Source organism: Streptoalloteichus hindustanus (genome assembly GCF_900129375.1).
GTDB lineage: Bacteria > Actinomycetota > Actinomycetes > Mycobacteriales > Pseudonocardiaceae > Streptoalloteichus > Streptoalloteichus hindustanus.
The window spans coordinates 37,234-50,328 of sequence record NZ_FQVN01000022.1 but is presented as its reverse complement, the minus strand read 5'-3'; the positions used below and the strand labels follow the sequence as shown (position 1 = coordinate 50,328).

General features: G+C 73.1%; 13 protein-coding genes. 4 read left to right on the top strand and 9 right to left on the bottom strand.

All coding sequences use genetic code 11. From position 1 onward, the window contains the following. The 4 genes from BUE43_RS33970 to BUE43_RS32110 all read right to left on the bottom strand — a co-directional run. On the bottom strand, nucleotides 1–100 hold a 100-nt coding region (locus BUE43_RS33970), incomplete at its 3' end, for a ferrochelatase (protein ID WP_143174531.1). Beyond that, on the bottom strand, nucleotides 97–528 hold the full coding sequence (locus BUE43_RS32120) for a Fur family transcriptional regulator (protein ID WP_234996041.1): 432 nt from the start codon (nucleotides 526–528) through the stop codon (nucleotides 97–99). The genes BUE43_RS32120 and BUE43_RS33970, both read right to left, overlap by 4 nt. Before the next feature lie 191 nt (nucleotides 529–719). After that, nucleotides 720–1,364, bottom strand: a complete 645-nt coding sequence (locus tag BUE43_RS32115; protein ID WP_073490117.1) for a hypothetical protein — start codon at nucleotides 1,362–1,364, stop codon at nucleotides 720–722. A 259-nt stretch (nucleotides 1,365–1,623) separates the two neighbouring features. Further along, nucleotides 1,624–2,256, bottom strand: coding sequence for a DUF305 domain-containing protein (locus tag BUE43_RS32110; protein ID WP_073490116.1), 633 nt, complete (start codon nucleotides 2,254–2,256; stop codon nucleotides 1,624–1,626). A gap of 206 nt (nucleotides 2,257–2,462) precedes the next feature. Between BUE43_RS32110 and BUE43_RS32105 the strand changes: the two genes are divergently transcribed. The 3 genes from BUE43_RS32105 (at nucleotide 2,463) to BUE43_RS32095 (ending at nucleotide 5,506) form a co-directional block, all read left to right on the top strand. Next, on the top strand, nucleotides 2,463–3,902 hold the full coding sequence (locus BUE43_RS32105; protein ID WP_073490115.1) for an LVIVD repeat-containing protein: 1,440 nt from the start codon (nucleotides 2,463–2,465) through the stop codon (nucleotides 3,900–3,902). Between the two features lie 164 nt (nucleotides 3,903–4,066). Beyond that, nucleotides 4,067–4,834: a dienelactone hydrolase family protein gene (locus BUE43_RS32100; protein ID WP_073490114.1), complete on the top strand. Its 768-nt coding sequence runs from the start codon at nucleotides 4,067–4,069 to the stop codon at nucleotides 4,832–4,834. A 9-nt stretch (nucleotides 4,835–4,843) separates the two neighbouring features. After that, a complete protein-coding gene (locus BUE43_RS32095) occupies nucleotides 4,844–5,506 on the top strand; it encodes a phosphoribosyltransferase (RefSeq protein WP_083960399.1) in 663 nt (220 codons plus the stop codon). A 92-nt stretch (nucleotides 5,507–5,598) separates the two neighbouring features. On the opposite strand, the gene BUE43_RS32090 is transcribed toward BUE43_RS32095, so the two are convergent. The 4 genes from BUE43_RS32090 to BUE43_RS32075 form a co-directional block, all read right to left on the bottom strand. Then, the gene (locus BUE43_RS32090) at nucleotides 5,599–7,701 is read right to left on the bottom strand and encodes a transglycosylase domain-containing protein (protein ID WP_234996040.1); all 2,103 of its coding nucleotides are present in this window, start codon (nucleotides 7,699–7,701) and stop codon (nucleotides 5,599–5,601) included. Nucleotides 7,702–7,906: 205 nt separating this feature from the next. Further along, nucleotides 7,907–8,593: a class I SAM-dependent methyltransferase gene (locus BUE43_RS34565; protein WP_159447829.1), complete on the bottom strand. Its 687-nt coding sequence runs from the start codon at nucleotides 8,591–8,593 to the stop codon at nucleotides 7,907–7,909. A 131-nt stretch (nucleotides 8,594–8,724) separates the two neighbouring features. Continuing rightward, nucleotides 8,725–9,744: a tetratricopeptide repeat protein gene (locus BUE43_RS34560; RefSeq protein ID WP_073490124.1), complete on the bottom strand. Its 1,020-nt coding sequence runs from the start codon at nucleotides 9,742–9,744 to the stop codon at nucleotides 8,725–8,727. A gap of 186 nt (nucleotides 9,745–9,930) precedes the next feature. Next, nucleotides 9,931–11,331 (bottom strand): Gfo/Idh/MocA family protein, encoded by a 1,401-nt coding sequence (locus tag BUE43_RS32075; RefSeq protein ID WP_073490112.1) that lies wholly within the window; start codon nucleotides 11,329–11,331, stop codon nucleotides 9,931–9,933. Between the two features lie 134 nt (nucleotides 11,332–11,465). Between BUE43_RS32075 and BUE43_RS32070 the strand changes: the two genes are divergently transcribed. Continuing rightward, entirely contained in the window at nucleotides 11,466–12,611 is a 1,146-nt protein-coding gene (locus BUE43_RS32070) for an FAD-dependent monooxygenase (RefSeq protein ID WP_073490111.1), read from the top strand. Nucleotides 12,612–12,623: 12 nt separating this feature from the next. On the opposite strand, the gene BUE43_RS32065 is transcribed toward BUE43_RS32070, so the two are convergent. Continuing rightward, nucleotides 12,624–13,088, bottom strand: a complete 465-nt coding sequence (locus BUE43_RS32065) for a hypothetical protein (RefSeq protein ID WP_073490110.1) — start codon at nucleotides 13,086–13,088, stop codon at nucleotides 12,624–12,626. Nucleotides 13,089–13,095: the final 7 nt, after the last annotated feature.

The window sequence follows — 13,095 nt, the reverse complement described above, 5'->3', positions numbered from 1 at the left end:
GCACCCCCCGACCCCGGGTCACGTTCTCCAGGAACGGCCGCACGTCCTCCGGGCCCTCCGGCCCACCGAAGGACAGAAACAACAACGCGTCGTAGTTCACTCGTTCTCCTGGCAATCCGCGCACACGCCACGGAAGATGACCTGCGCCTGTTCGATGACGCCGACCGAATCCCCCGCGGTGAGGCACGGGGAGCTGCCCACGAGGCAGTCGACGTCGGAGACCCGTCCGCACACCCGGCAGACGAAGTGGTGGTGCCAGCCGCGGTCGAGCTCGTAGACCGCGGGGCCGTGGCCGATGTCGGCGACCGTGCAGATGCCCGCGCCGGTGAGCGCGGCGAGCACGTTGTACACGCTGGCCCGCGGAATCCTGGTCCCGGCCCGCACCAGGTGCGCGTGCACGTCGTCGGCGGTGCGGTGCCCGCCCATCTCGCGCAGCGCCTCGGCGACGGCCACCCGGGGGCCGGTGGCCCGCAGCCCGGCCTCCTGCATCCGCTCGACCAGCTCGGCGGTCCGGTCCGGGTCGGCCACGCGCGGAGCCCAGCCGGTGGGGTCGGGGCTCCCCTCCGCGTCCGGGGCGTCCGACCCACCCGTGCCCGATCTGTCTGTGCCCGACCTGCCTGTGCCCGATCTGTCTGTGCCCGACCTGCCTGTGTCCGACTCTGCCACGGCGCTCACCACGTACTCGCTCGACTCCGACCCGCTCGGGACGTCCACCAGCATCATGCCTGGTGGACGCCCTCGTCCCGGTCCCGGTCGCCGGCGGCGTCACCAGCGGCGTCCCCGCCGGCCGACCGGGCCTGCCGCTCGGCGCGCTCGTGGGCCAGCGCGCGCAGGCCCAGGACTACGGAGCTGTGCGCCTCGCCGAGCGCGGCCGCGGTGAGCAGGGCGCGCCGGGCGGTCTGCCCGCAGCGGTGGTGCTCGTCGGCCAGCCACTCCAGCACGAACTCGCCGGCGCCCACGGCCGTGTTGGCCTGTCGCTCGCGCGGCGCGGGCAGGGCGTAGCGCTCGCAGAGGCGTTGGATCTCGACGGAGAGGTCGTGCAGCGCGGCGACCAGGTCGCCGACCTGGTCGGTCAACGCCCTGCGGGGCAGTCGCTCGTCCTGGCCGCGCAGGGCACCGCGGGTCGTCGTGAGCAGGGCGTGGGTGAGCGCCAGCAGCTCGGCGAGGTGGCCCACCAGCAGCTCGGGCCGCAGGTCGTGGCCGGCCCCGGCGGCGCGGTGGCCGGTCGTCGTCCTCGTCGGTGCGCTGGGCGCGCTCGTGGTCCCGGCGGCGGTCCCGCCCGCCGCCCTGCTGGTGGTGCCCGTCCTGCTCGTCGTCCCGGTCTGCCGGGTGCGCTGGCTGACACGGCGCTCGTGGCGGTACATGAGGCTCCCCCCGTGTGCGGTCGGCATCGACGGACCCCAGTTTAGACAATGTCCATGTCCAGATAGTTGTGATGTCAACCGGCCGAACCGGTGAAACCTCCCCGGTGCGCGGGCAGCGCGGACCGCGCCCCCTCGGTGAGGTGGGCGGACAGACCGGAACGCGTTCGCCCTCGTCAGCGGGGGCGCCGACCGGCAGCCCCCTGTCGATGACCAAGATCACGAAGGGGCGCCGCTGCCCGGCGACGCGATGACGGGCGGCTCAGCCGCCGAGCATCGCCCGCATCCGCTTGATCTCCGCGGTCTGCGTCGCGATGACGTCCTGCGCCATCTCCTGCGCGAAGACGTCCACGCCCTTGGTCAGCAGGTCGGTCGCCATGCTCACCGCGCCCTCGTGATGGGCGATCATCAGGCGCAGGAACTGGCGGTCGAACTCGCCGCCGGTCGCGGCGCGCAGCGCGGCCATCTGCTCGGGAGTGGCCATGCCGGGCATCGCCGCGTGGTCGTGCCCGCCGGAGCCGGAGCCCAGCCCGTTGCGCTCCAACCAGCCGCGCATCGCCGTGATCTCCGGGCCCTGCGCGGCGCCGATCCGCGCGGCGAGCCCGCGCACCTGGGCGTCGGCGGCCCGCTCCGGAGCCAACGCCGTCATCTCCACCGCCTGCTGGTGGTGGGCGATCATCATCTGGACGTAGGCGCGGTCGGCCTCGCTCGGGGCGGCCGACGGGCGCACCCCCGACGAGGGCGCGCCGGACAGCGTGCGCGCCGGCTCCCCCGGCCCACCGGGGACGATCACCGGCGGCGCCGACTCGCGGACCGCCCCCTCCCCGGGGTCGCCCGAACAACCGGTCACCGCCAGCCCGAGCGCCAGGACAGCCACCCCGCGTCGCCACCCCATCAGCGACCACCTCCCGCCGCGTCGCCCGACCGGGCGTGACCGTACCGACGGCCGCGGCCCCGCCGGAACCGCCAGAGCGGCCCACCGGCGGCCGGCGAACGACCGCCGATCGGCCCTGGCACCGCGGGGACCGAGCGGACACACTGCGCTTCGTCGGGTACCGCCGCCGCCCGGACTTCTCACCCGCGACGAGGGGAGAACAGGTCATGTCGAGAACGAGATGGGCAGGCCGTCGGCGCGGGGTGTTCGCGGTCGTGGGAGCGGCGGCGCTGGGCGTCGCGCTGCTCACGCCGCCAGCCTCGGCGGGGCCGGAGGACAACGCCGACATCCCCGGCGTGGACCAGGTGTCGAGCAGCCGGAACATGCGGCAGCTGGCGAACATCCCGAAGCAGGCGCCGTTCGACAACACCAACGCCTACGGAACCGATATCGCCTTCGCGGACAACCACGCCTTCGTCGGCAACTACGACGGGTTCGTCGTGTACGACGTCTCGCGGCCGCGCCGACCGAAGATCGTCAGCCAGGTGCACTGCCCCGGTGGGCAGAACGACATCTCGGTGCACGGGAACCTGCTGTTCCTGTCGACCGACTACCCGAGGAGCAACAACACCTGCGCCAGCGAGGCGCGCACGGCCGCCGACGCGGACGCGTGGGAGGGCATCAAGGTCTTCGACATCAGCGACAAGAGCAACCCGCGCTACGTCGCGGCCGTCGACACCAAGTGCGGGTCGCACACGCACACGCTCGTGCCGGACCGGACGGGCGAGTCGGTCTACCTCTACGTCTCCTCGTACAGCCCGCGGCCGAACTTCCCGAAGTGCCAGCCGCCGCACGACCAGATCTCGATCGTCAAGGTGCCGTTGCGCCAGCCCGAGCGCGCCGCGGTGGTGGCCGAGCCGGTGCTGTTCCCCGACGGCGGCAACCCCGGCCAGCCGGGGCAGTTCCCCGCCCGGTACGTCACCGAGACCACCGGCTGCCACGACATCACGGTCTACCCCGAGAAGGACCTCGCGGCGGGCGCGTGCATGGGCGACGGCGTGCTGATGGACATCTCCGACCGGGAGCGCCCCCGGGTGTTCGAGCGGGTCCGCGACGACCGGAACTTCGCGTTCTGGCACTCGGCCACGTTCAACAACGCCGGCACGAAGGTCGTCTTCACCGACGAGCTGGGCGGCGGCGGCGCGCCGACCTGCGACGCCAAGACCGGGCCGGAGCGCGGGGCGGACGGCATCTACGACATCGTGGGCCAGGGCGACCAGCGCAAACTGGTGTTCCGCAGCTACTTCAAGATCCCCCGGCCGCAGGCCGAGACCGAGAACTGCGTGGCGCACAACGGGTCGCTGATCCCGGTCCGCGGCCGCGACATCATGGTCCAGGCCTGGTACCAGGGCGGCGTGTCGGTGTGGGACTTCACCGACTCGGCCCGGCCGAAGGAGATCGGCTACTGGGAGCGCGGTCCGCTGACGACCGACAAGAAGATCACCGGCGGCTCCTGGTCGGCCTACTACTACAACGGCCATATCTACTCGAGTGACATCCAGAAGGGGCTGGACGTGCTCGACCTGACCGACCCGCGGACCCTCGGCGCGAAGCTGGTGCGGGTGGACGAGCTGAACGTGCAGACCCAGGGCTCCTACCGGGGCTGACCTGCGGCTGACCGGCCCCGACACCCCGCTGGGGCCGGGCCCCGGTCCCCCTCCCGGCCTGCCAGCGGGGTCCCGCCGGAGCGGCGGGACCCCGCTGGCGTTTGCTCGTTCACCGGCCCGGGGTACACCCGGGTGAGGAGGGGTGGGCGGGGAGGTGGTGCGTCATGTCCCAGCCGGTGACCCTGGAGACCAGCGGCCCGCTCGGCCCCGGGCGGCTCGCCGGCGACCTGGAGGTGCCCGCCGACGCCACCGGCGTGGTGGTGTTCGCGCACGGCTCCGGCAGCTCCCGGCACAGCCCGCGCAACCGGGCGGTGGCCGGGACGCTGCGCGACAGCGGGTTCGCCACGTTGCTGCTCGACCTGCTCACCCGGGGTGAGGAGGAGGTCGACGCGCGCACGACGGAGCTCCGCTTCGACATCGGGTTGCTGACCGACCGGCTGACCGCGGCCGTCGACCAGGCCGCGGAGTGGCCCGGCACCCGGGACCTGCCGGTCGGGCTGTTCGGGGCGAGCACCGGGGCGGCCGCCGCGCTCGTCGCCGCCGCGCGCCGACCGGACCGCGTCGCCGCCGTCGTGTCCCGGGGCGGGCGGCCCGACCTCGCCGGCGACGCGCTGCCCGCGGTGCGGGCGCCGACGCTGCTCGTCGTGGGCGGCCACGACACCCAGGTGCTCCAGCTCAACCGGCAGGCCGCCGCGCTGCTGGGCGGGCCGCACGAGCTGAGCGTGGTGCCGGGCGCGACGCACCTGTTCGGCGAGCCGGGCGCGTTGGCGAAGGTGGCCGAGTTGGCCGCCGCCTGGTTCCGGGAGCACCTCGGCGGACAGCCCGGCGAGCACCCCGGCGGCCACACCGACGTCCGCCCGGCGCGCCCGACCGAAGCCCGGGGCGACCACGTCCGCCCGCCCGAGCCCGTGCGTCGGCAGCCGTTCGCGTAGGGAGGGGCCATGCACTGGCGACCGCTGGCCACCGTGCGGTTCGAGGACCGCAGGGAGGGCGGCCGTCACCTGGCCGCGCAGCTCGTGCGGATGGAGTGGACGGACCCGGTCGTGCTCGGGCTGGCCAGGGGCGGGGTGCCGGTCGCCTTCGAGATCGCCCGCGCGTTGGGCGCGCCGCTGGACGTGGCGGTGGCCCGCAAGATCGGCGCGCCGTTCCAGCCGGAGTTCGGCGTCGGCGCGGTGACCGTCGGCGGGCCGCCCATCTACGACAGCGGCAGCCTGGCCATGCTCCGGCTGCGCGCCGAGGACCTCAGCGACGTCTGCGAGCGGGAGCGGGCCGAGGCCCGTCGCCGGGTGGAGCTGTACCGGGCGGGCCGGCCCGGGGTGCCGCTGGCCGGCCGAGACGTGATCGTCGTGGACGACGGCCTGGCCACCGGGGTGACGGCCAGGGCGACCCTGCGGGCGTTGCGGGAGGAACGCCCCCTGCGGCTGGTGTTCACCGCGCCGGTGTGCGCGCCGGACTCGGCGGAGGTGTTGCGCTCGGAGGCCGACCTGGTGCTGTGCGCCGCCGAACCGGTTGACTTCCGGGCCGTCGGGCGCTGGTACCGGGACTTCGGGCAGACCACCGACGACGAGGTGCTGGAACTGCTCGACGAGGCCAACTGCGAGTGACCGGGCCGACCAGGGCCTTCTCAAACCAGGGTCCAAAAGGGACGGCGCCGCACTCCAGCGGGAGTGCGGCGCCGAACGTCAGCCGAGGGGCCCTACCGGTAGCGGGGGTCCGCCTCGGGCAGCCCGCGGTCCGGCTTGTCCGCGTGCAACGGCCCCATCGCCTTGAACCAGGTCGGAGCCGCGATGTCACCGCCGTACGCGCCGGTGCCCGAGAAGCCGCAGAGCCGCACGGGGGTGTGGCAGATCACCTGGGGCGCGACACCGTCGGTGAAGACCAGGACGGCGCCGGCGTAGTCGCGGGTCGCGCCGAGAAAGCCGGAGGACTTGTGGTCCTCGGTGGTGCCGGTCTTGCCGATCATCGGCCGGCTCCAACCGTTCGCCGAGGCAGCCGTCTTGGCGGTGCCGGACACCGAGTCCTTGCTCAGTCCCTGGGCCAGCGAGTTGGCCAGGGCCGGGTCGACCACCTGCTCGCACGGCTCCTCCCTGACCGGCACCGGTTTGCCGTTGCGGTCCAGGATCTGCTCGATGGGCGACGGCGGGCACCACCTGCCCTCGCTCATGATCGTGGCGCCGACGTTGGACACCTCCAGCGCGCTCGCCGGCGTCACGCCCAGCGTGAAGGAGCCGCTGTTCTCCCTCAGCATCTGGTCGTACACGCTCGACCAGGAGTCGCCCTTCTTGTGCTCACCGGCCTTGTTGACGCCCTTCATGCTCTCCCGCATGCCGAGCTTGTAGGCCATGTCGAGCACGTTCTTGAGGCCGGCCTCCTCCTCCATCTTGATGAAGGGGGTGTTCGGGGAGAGCGCGAGCGCGCCCTGCACCGTCGAGCTGCCGTCGTACTTGCCCGCGTTCTTGACCGTCCACCCCCGGCCGCCGTCCTTGAAGACGGGGGAGGTGTAGGTCTCGGGAACCGCCACCGGCCGGCTGATCCCGGCGTTCTTCTGCTGCATGTACGCGGCCGCCGTGAAGACCTTGAAGATCGACCCGGCGCCGAACGGCGTGACCTGGCTGGGCAGCTCGTAGGAGCTCTGGCCCTTCTCCGCGTTGTTGCCGAAGTCGCGGTTGGCGACCAGGGCCCGGACCTTGTGCCGGTCCTGGCCCGGCTCGATGATCGCCATGGTGTTGGCGACACCCCGGGTGTTCTTGGGCACGGTCGCCTCGGCGGCCTTCTTGGCCTCCGTGCTCGCCTTCGGGTCCAGCGTGGTCCGGATCGTGTAGCCGCCGCGCTTGATCTGGTCCATGTCCAGACCGGCCTTCTTCAGGTAGCTCAGGGCGTACTCGCAGAAGAAGCCGTCGGTGGGGCCGGCCCCGACGCAGCCGCTGGTGCGCAGGTTCAGCTCGGGCAGGACGCCCAGCGCCTTGGCCTTGTACTCCTCGGCCAGCCGCTTGTTCTCGTCGGCGTCCCTGCTGAGCATCTTGTTCTCGGCCATCTTGTCGATCACGATGTCCCGCCGCTTCTTCGCGTCCTCGGGGTTCGTGACCGGGTTCAGCGCGCCGGGCATGTTGACGATGGCGGCCAGCAGGGCGGCCTGGTGGATCTCCAGCTTGTCGGGCGTGGTGTTGAAGAACGCGCGGGCCGCCTCGGCGACGCCGTAGATCTGGTACGGGAACGGGACGATGTTCAGGTACCGGGTGAGGATCTCGTCCTTGGAGAGCTTGCGCTCCAGGTCGAGGGCGATCCGGATCTCCTTGAGCTTGCGCGCCGGGGTCTGCTCGATCGCCTTCTTGTACTGCGGGTCCTTGGCGTTCTTCGCCACGACGAACGCCAGGTAGTTCTTGACGTACTGCTGGGTGAGCGAGGAGCCGCCGCCGGTGATCGAGTCGGAGGCGGCGTTCTTCACCATGGCGCGCATGGTGCCCTGCCAGTCGACGCCGTTGTGGTCGAAGAACCGCTTGTCCTCGATCGCGACGATCGCGGCCTTCATGGTGTCGTTGATCTGGTCGGCGTTGACGATCACCCGGTCCTGGTCGTACAGGTGGGCGATGGGGTTGCCGTCCTTGTCCGTGATCGTGGTCAACAGCGGCGGGTCGACGCTGACCAGGTCGGCCGAGACCTTGTCCACCGTCTCCGCCGCCTGGTTGGACGCCAGGCCCAACCCGCCGAAGACCGGGAACAACATCGCGGCCACGAGCACCCCCGCGACCACGCAGAGTCCCAGGAGCTTCACCATCCCCGACGCCCGTGCGACACGCACCGTCCGCACATCCCCTTCCACGCGCACCAGACGACCAACCCGGACACGGCCCGGGTGGTCGGACACCACCCCGTGGTCCCGGCGATACCCGCCGACGAACCCCAACACTCCCACTCGTAAGGTCGCCGCAGGCGGGCAGGGGGTTGCCTGCCCCGCCCCGGATCAGCCGAAACCGGCTGCTCACCAGGGCTTCCGGTGACCGACATCACGTCCGTTCGCCGCGCAGCCACCGCGTCTCGCGCCACCACGCCCCGCGCTCCGGCCGGGCGGCAACGCCCCGCACGACGGGCCCGGCCAGCGGGAGCCGGCCCGGCGGCGCGCGGAACTCGGCCTCGGTGATCCGGAACCCGGCGGCGGACATCGCCGCCACGGTGCGGCGGTCCGGCCGGCAGCCCCGCGCGAGCCGGGACCACAGGGGCGCGACCAGGTCCTGGCACCGGCCCGGGAACCCGGCGGACCGGACGTGCTCCAGGAACACCAGACGGCCCCACGGGGCGAGCACGCGGCCGATCTCGGCCAGAGTCGCGTCCAGGTCGGCGACCGCGCAGAGCGCGAGAACGCTCACCACGACGTCGACGCCGCCGTCCGGCAGGGGCAGGCGCTCCGGGTCGGCCGCGACGACAGTGGCGGGGAAGCCGAGATCGGCGGCCTGCCGGTCGATCACGGTCCTGGCGCCGGCGTCGGGCTCGGCCACCAGCAGCCAGCGCGGCCCCCGGTAGTGCGGGAGGTTCGCCCCGGTGCCGTCGCCCAGTTCGACCACCCGGCCGCGGACCGGGCCGACGACCTCGGCCCGCCGCTGGCTCAGCCAGTCCTCGTGGGCCCGGCAGGCGGGGCCGCCACGGCGAGGGGAGCGGGCGAGCGGGCACCGGGCCACCCGGTCCGTTCGCGCCACGACACGCCCTCCGGGTCGGCGCCCCCTCGGTCCTCGTACGCCGAGGGTAGCCCCTGGCCGGAGCTGGTTCGGGTCTGGCGCGGGCTGGTCCGGCGCTGGTTCGGGCTGGTCCAGCGCTGGTTCGGGCCGGTTCAGCCGCGCTCCTGGTCCGTCCGCAGACGGGTGAGGGCCCGGTGGGTGAGGACGGCCGCCGCGGCCAGGGCGCTGGTCAGCCAGGAGATCGCCACCGCCTGGATGGACAGCGGCCACACGGCGTGCACCGCCGACCAGACGAGCAGCAGGACGAAGCCGATCGCGAGCAACACGGCGGTCACGCCCATCAGGGGACGGCGGGGCAACGTCCGGGGCAGTCCGCGCAGCGCCGGAACGGGCACGCGACGGCCGAAGGCCAGCACGAGCGCGGCGACGACGAGGCAGAGCAGGAGCCCGAGCCAGGCCAGGCCCTGCCCCGGCCGGGGGTAGCCGGCGAACAGCAGCGCCAGCCCGCCCACGCCCTGGACGAGCGCGACCTGCCGCAGCAGACCCCAGGCGACGGTCTCCACGCCGGGGGGCGGCGGCGCGGGGGCGTGGCCGTTGCCCCCGCTCCGCAGCCGCCGGACCAGGGTGAGGTTCAGCTCGGCGTGCTCGCTGCCGGGGTCGATCCGCAGCGCGTCGCGGTAGGCGCGCTCGGCGTCGTCGAGGCGACGGCCGGCCAGGGCCACGTCGCCGAGCACCTCCCGGGGGCGCGCCTCGTGCGGCGCGAGCCGGACCGCGTGCCGGGCGGCCTCGACGGCCTCGGTCGAGCCGGCCCGGCCGTCGGCCACCAACGCCTCGGCCAGCGCGACCTGGCACCGCCACTCCCCCGGTTTCAGCCGGGCGGCCTCCCTGGCGGCGAGCACCGCCTCGGCCGGGCGGTCCATCTCGGTCAGGGCCAGGCTGGCCAGTCGGTGCGCCCACTCCAGGGTCGGGTCGACCACGGCGGCGCGGCGGGCGGCGTTGAGCGCCGGCTCGTGCTGGCCGTCGTCCAGGAGCGCGGCGGCGAAGTGGCACCAGGCGACCGCGTGGTCCGGGTGCGACCGGACGACCGGGCGCAGCAGCCGCAGCGCCTCCGCGTGCTGACCAGTGCGGTTCAGTTCCGCGGCGCGCAGCAGGACGCCGTCGATCCCGGTCACCGCGCCAGTCTCGCAGTCCTCCGTGATCAGACGCACCGGATTGTCCGGCGTGGCCCGGAAAAACCACGAGCACGGACCAAGGCGAGTGATCGACATCGGCGAGCGGGACTGGTCCGACCGCGGCGACAGGGCCGCGGCCGGGTCCGTCCGGTCGGGTTTCCGTCAGACAGGCGGGTTCGCAAGCCGTCAGGCGGGTTTGGGGCGGTCGATGCCGGGCCGGGCGTCGCGCCAGCGCCCCCGGGTGAAGTCGGGGAACGGCACGGGCGCGCCGCCGCGCCGGATCGACTCGACGCTGAGCGCCACCGGCGCGCTCCACGTCGCGGAGTCGTAGACGTCGATGTCGGGGACGAGGCCCAGCCGCATCGTCTGGATGGTGCGGTAGAGCATCACGTAGTCCATGCCGCCGTGGCCGCCCGGCCCCGGGCCGACGTCGGTCCACAGCCAGTGGTCGTAGCGGGCGTAGTCCTCGAAACGCGCCCAGCGGTCGCCGGAGTGGTCGGGCTCCAGGTAGATCCGCGCGGGGTAGTCCTCGAACACGCCCTTCGTACCGGCGAGCTGGTTGAGCCGGCTGTACGGGTAGGGGTTGGAGACGTCGTGCTGGAGGCGGATCACACGGCCCTTCGCGGTCTGGATGAGGCTCATCGTGGTGTCGCCCTTGACGTAGCGCTCCCGCCAGGAGGAGTCGCCGGGCTGCTCGTGCTGCTGGCGGTACTCGGCGAGGCCGAGCGCCGGGGTGCTCATCGCCGTCATCCGGACCAGCCGGTCGCCGCGGTTGACGTCCATGTAGTTGGCCACCGGCCCCAGGCCGTGGGTGGGGTAGAGATCGCCGTTGAGCCTGGTGTGCCAGGTCCTGCGCCACTCGCCCGCGTAGTACGTGTCGGAGAACATCAGTTCCCGCAGGTCGTGGATGTAGGCGCCGGCGCCGTGCAGCAGCTCGCCGAACTTGCCGTCGTGGGCCATGCGCAGCACGCGGAGCTCGTTGCGCCCGTAGCAGCAGTTCTCCAGTTGGATGCAGTGGCGGCGGTGGCGCTCAGAGGCGTCGACCAGCTCCCACAGCTCGCGCAGGGTCATGGCCAGCGGGCATTCGATGCCGACGTGCTTGCCGTTGCGCAGCGCGGAGAGCGCCATCGGCACGTGCCACTCCCACGAGGTGGCCACGTACACGAGGTCGATGTCGTCGCGGGCGCAGAGCTTCTCGAAGTCGTGCTCTCCCCCGGCGTACTGGGCGGGTTCCGGCTGACCCCCGTCGCACACCTTCCTGGCGGCGCGCCGCACCGCCTCGGCGTTGGTGTCGCACACCGCCGTGATCCGCGCGCCCGGCACGGCGAGGAACAGCGGGATCATGCTCAGTCCCCGGTTGCCGAGGCCGATCACGCCGACGCGCACCTCGTCGTGCCGGTCGAACGGCACGCCGACCATCGAGCGGCCCTGCGGCCTGGGCCACGAGCGCTCGTCCTCCCCCACGCCGGCCAGCGGCTCGGACGCGGACGCGGCCCCGGTCGCCGCACCCATGCCCAGTGCGGTGCCTGCCACCGCGCCGGTTCGGAACAACGTCCGCCGGGACAGCTCGGTCCCACGCTCGTCCATGCGGCCTCCTGTGCGAATTTGCGCGAAAGAGGGGAACACGACGCAGATTCGCACAACATCGCGCAACCTCACCAGCGGACGATCGGGCGAATCGCGGCGGTGCGCCGACGACCGACGGTCACTACGGTCGGGATATGGACGCCCTGGTGATCGGAGCCGGAATCGGTGGCCTCGCCGCCGCTCTCGGGCTCCGCCGCGCCGGGTGGCGGGTCCGGGTGCTCGACGAGGACCACGAGGAGGGCGAGGAGCGGAACGAGGGCGTCGCCCTGTGGCCCGTCGCGCTGTGGCCCAGGGCTCTGAGGGCGTTGGAGTTGCTGTGCCCGGGGCGACTCCGGGAGGCGCGCCGCGCCGCCTGGCCGGCGAACTCCGGCGTGTTCGACCTCGACGGACGCCCGCTGATCCGGCTCGACCCGCTCGTGGCGCGGGGCGTCGCCCCGATCGTCCTGCCCCACACGGAAGTCCACCGCCTGCTGCTGCACGCCCTGGGCGCCGACCAGGTGCTGCCAGCAGCCAAGGTGATCGGTGTCCGGGAGACCTCCACCCGCGTTGTGGTGCGTCGCGGGGACGGCGTCGACCACCTGACCGACCTGGTCGTCGCGGCCGGCGGACCGGTCAGCGCGCTCCGCCCCGAGGTGGACAGCCGCCCGCGAGCCCGACGGCTGGACGGAATGCGTTGGCACGGCGTGGTTTCCCGGGAGCAGGACCCACCGGAGTGGTGTGGCGAGATGTGGGGGCGCGGCGAGACATTCGGCATCGCGCCGCTGGCCGACGGCGGTTTTGCCTGGTACGCCGTCACTCCACCTCCCGAACCCGGTGAGCGCGACGATCTCCGCGCCCTGCGCGAGCGGTTCGGCCACTGGCCAGAACCCGTCCCCCGCATCCTCGCCGCCACCGGCGACAACCCGCCAACCGCCCGTCCCGTCGAGGTCCTGCGCCCCCTGCCACGCCGCTACGTGCGCGGGCGCGTCGCCCTGCTCGGCGACGCCGCCCACGCCATGCCGCCCGCACTCGGCCAGGAGGCCGGCCAGGCGCTGGAGGACGCCGCGGTCCTCAGCCTCGCCCTGCGCGCCGAACCCGCTCTGACCGAGGCGCTGCACCGCTACGACCAGGTGCGACGGCCACGAGCGAACCGCGTCGCCCGACTCTCCTGGCTCGCCGGCTCGCCGCACCGCCGCCCGCGCCCGTGGGCCGTCGACCTCCGCGACGGCCTGCTCGCCCACACTCCACAGTGGATGATCACGACAGCGCTCCGTCGCCTGCTCGGCACTTCCGGCCCCTGAGAGACCGGGGAATCACCGCGTCGCGGTCCGCACGGCGTGGAAGTACCTGTTCGCACCCCGGGCATACATCAGCACGGTCGCGCCCGCCACAACGACGAGCAGCACGAATGCCACCCAGTTCCCCTGGAGAGAGGGGAATCTCAGCACGAAGACGACTGCGACCAACAGCAACGCCGCCCGTGCCCAGCGCCGGCCGGCCTTCATCCTGACCGCCAGCCACATGACCAGGAGCGCCACCACCGGAAGGACCGCGAGGACGAGGTTGACCTTCAGCTCCACCCACGACAGGTCCGCTTTGGTGACGTCCAAACCCTTCCGCGCCTCGTACAGGACGTCGTCCCGCAGGAAACCGAGGACACACCAGACGAGAAGCGTCAGCCCACCCACCCCCACCCACAGCGCGCAGGCCACGTCGACCTCGATCGGTGTCTCCTGGGTTCGGGTGGCGTGGAGGCTCCGGCGGCGGGGGTAGGTCACGGGGGAA

What these genes read in the sequence shown, in the direction of transcription:
- BUE43_RS32115 (WP_073490117.1), bottom strand. Translation starts at nt 1,364, where the DNA reads ATGTACCGCCACGAGCGCCGTGTCAGCCAGCGCACCCGGCAGACCGGG.
- BUE43_RS32110 (WP_073490116.1), bottom strand. Translation starts at nt 2,256, where the DNA reads ATGGGGTGGCGACGCGGGGTGGCTGTCCTGGCGCTCGGGCTGGCGGTG.
- BUE43_RS32105 (WP_073490115.1), top strand. Translation starts at nt 2,463, where the DNA reads ATGTCGAGAACGAGATGGGCAGGCCGTCGGCGCGGGGTGTTCGCGGTC.
- BUE43_RS32100 (WP_073490114.1), top strand. Translation starts at nt 4,067, where the DNA reads ATGTCCCAGCCGGTGACCCTGGAGACCAGCGGCCCGCTCGGCCCCGGG.
- BUE43_RS32095 (WP_083960399.1), top strand. Translation starts at nt 4,844, where the DNA reads ATGCACTGGCGACCGCTGGCCACCGTGCGGTTCGAGGACCGCAGGGAG.
- BUE43_RS32075 (WP_073490112.1), bottom strand. Translation starts at nt 11,331, where the DNA reads ATGGACGAGCGTGGGACCGAGCTGTCCCGGCGGACGTTGTTCCGAACC.
- BUE43_RS32070 (WP_073490111.1), top strand. Translation starts at nt 11,466, where the DNA reads ATGGACGCCCTGGTGATCGGAGCCGGAATCGGTGGCCTCGCCGCCGCT.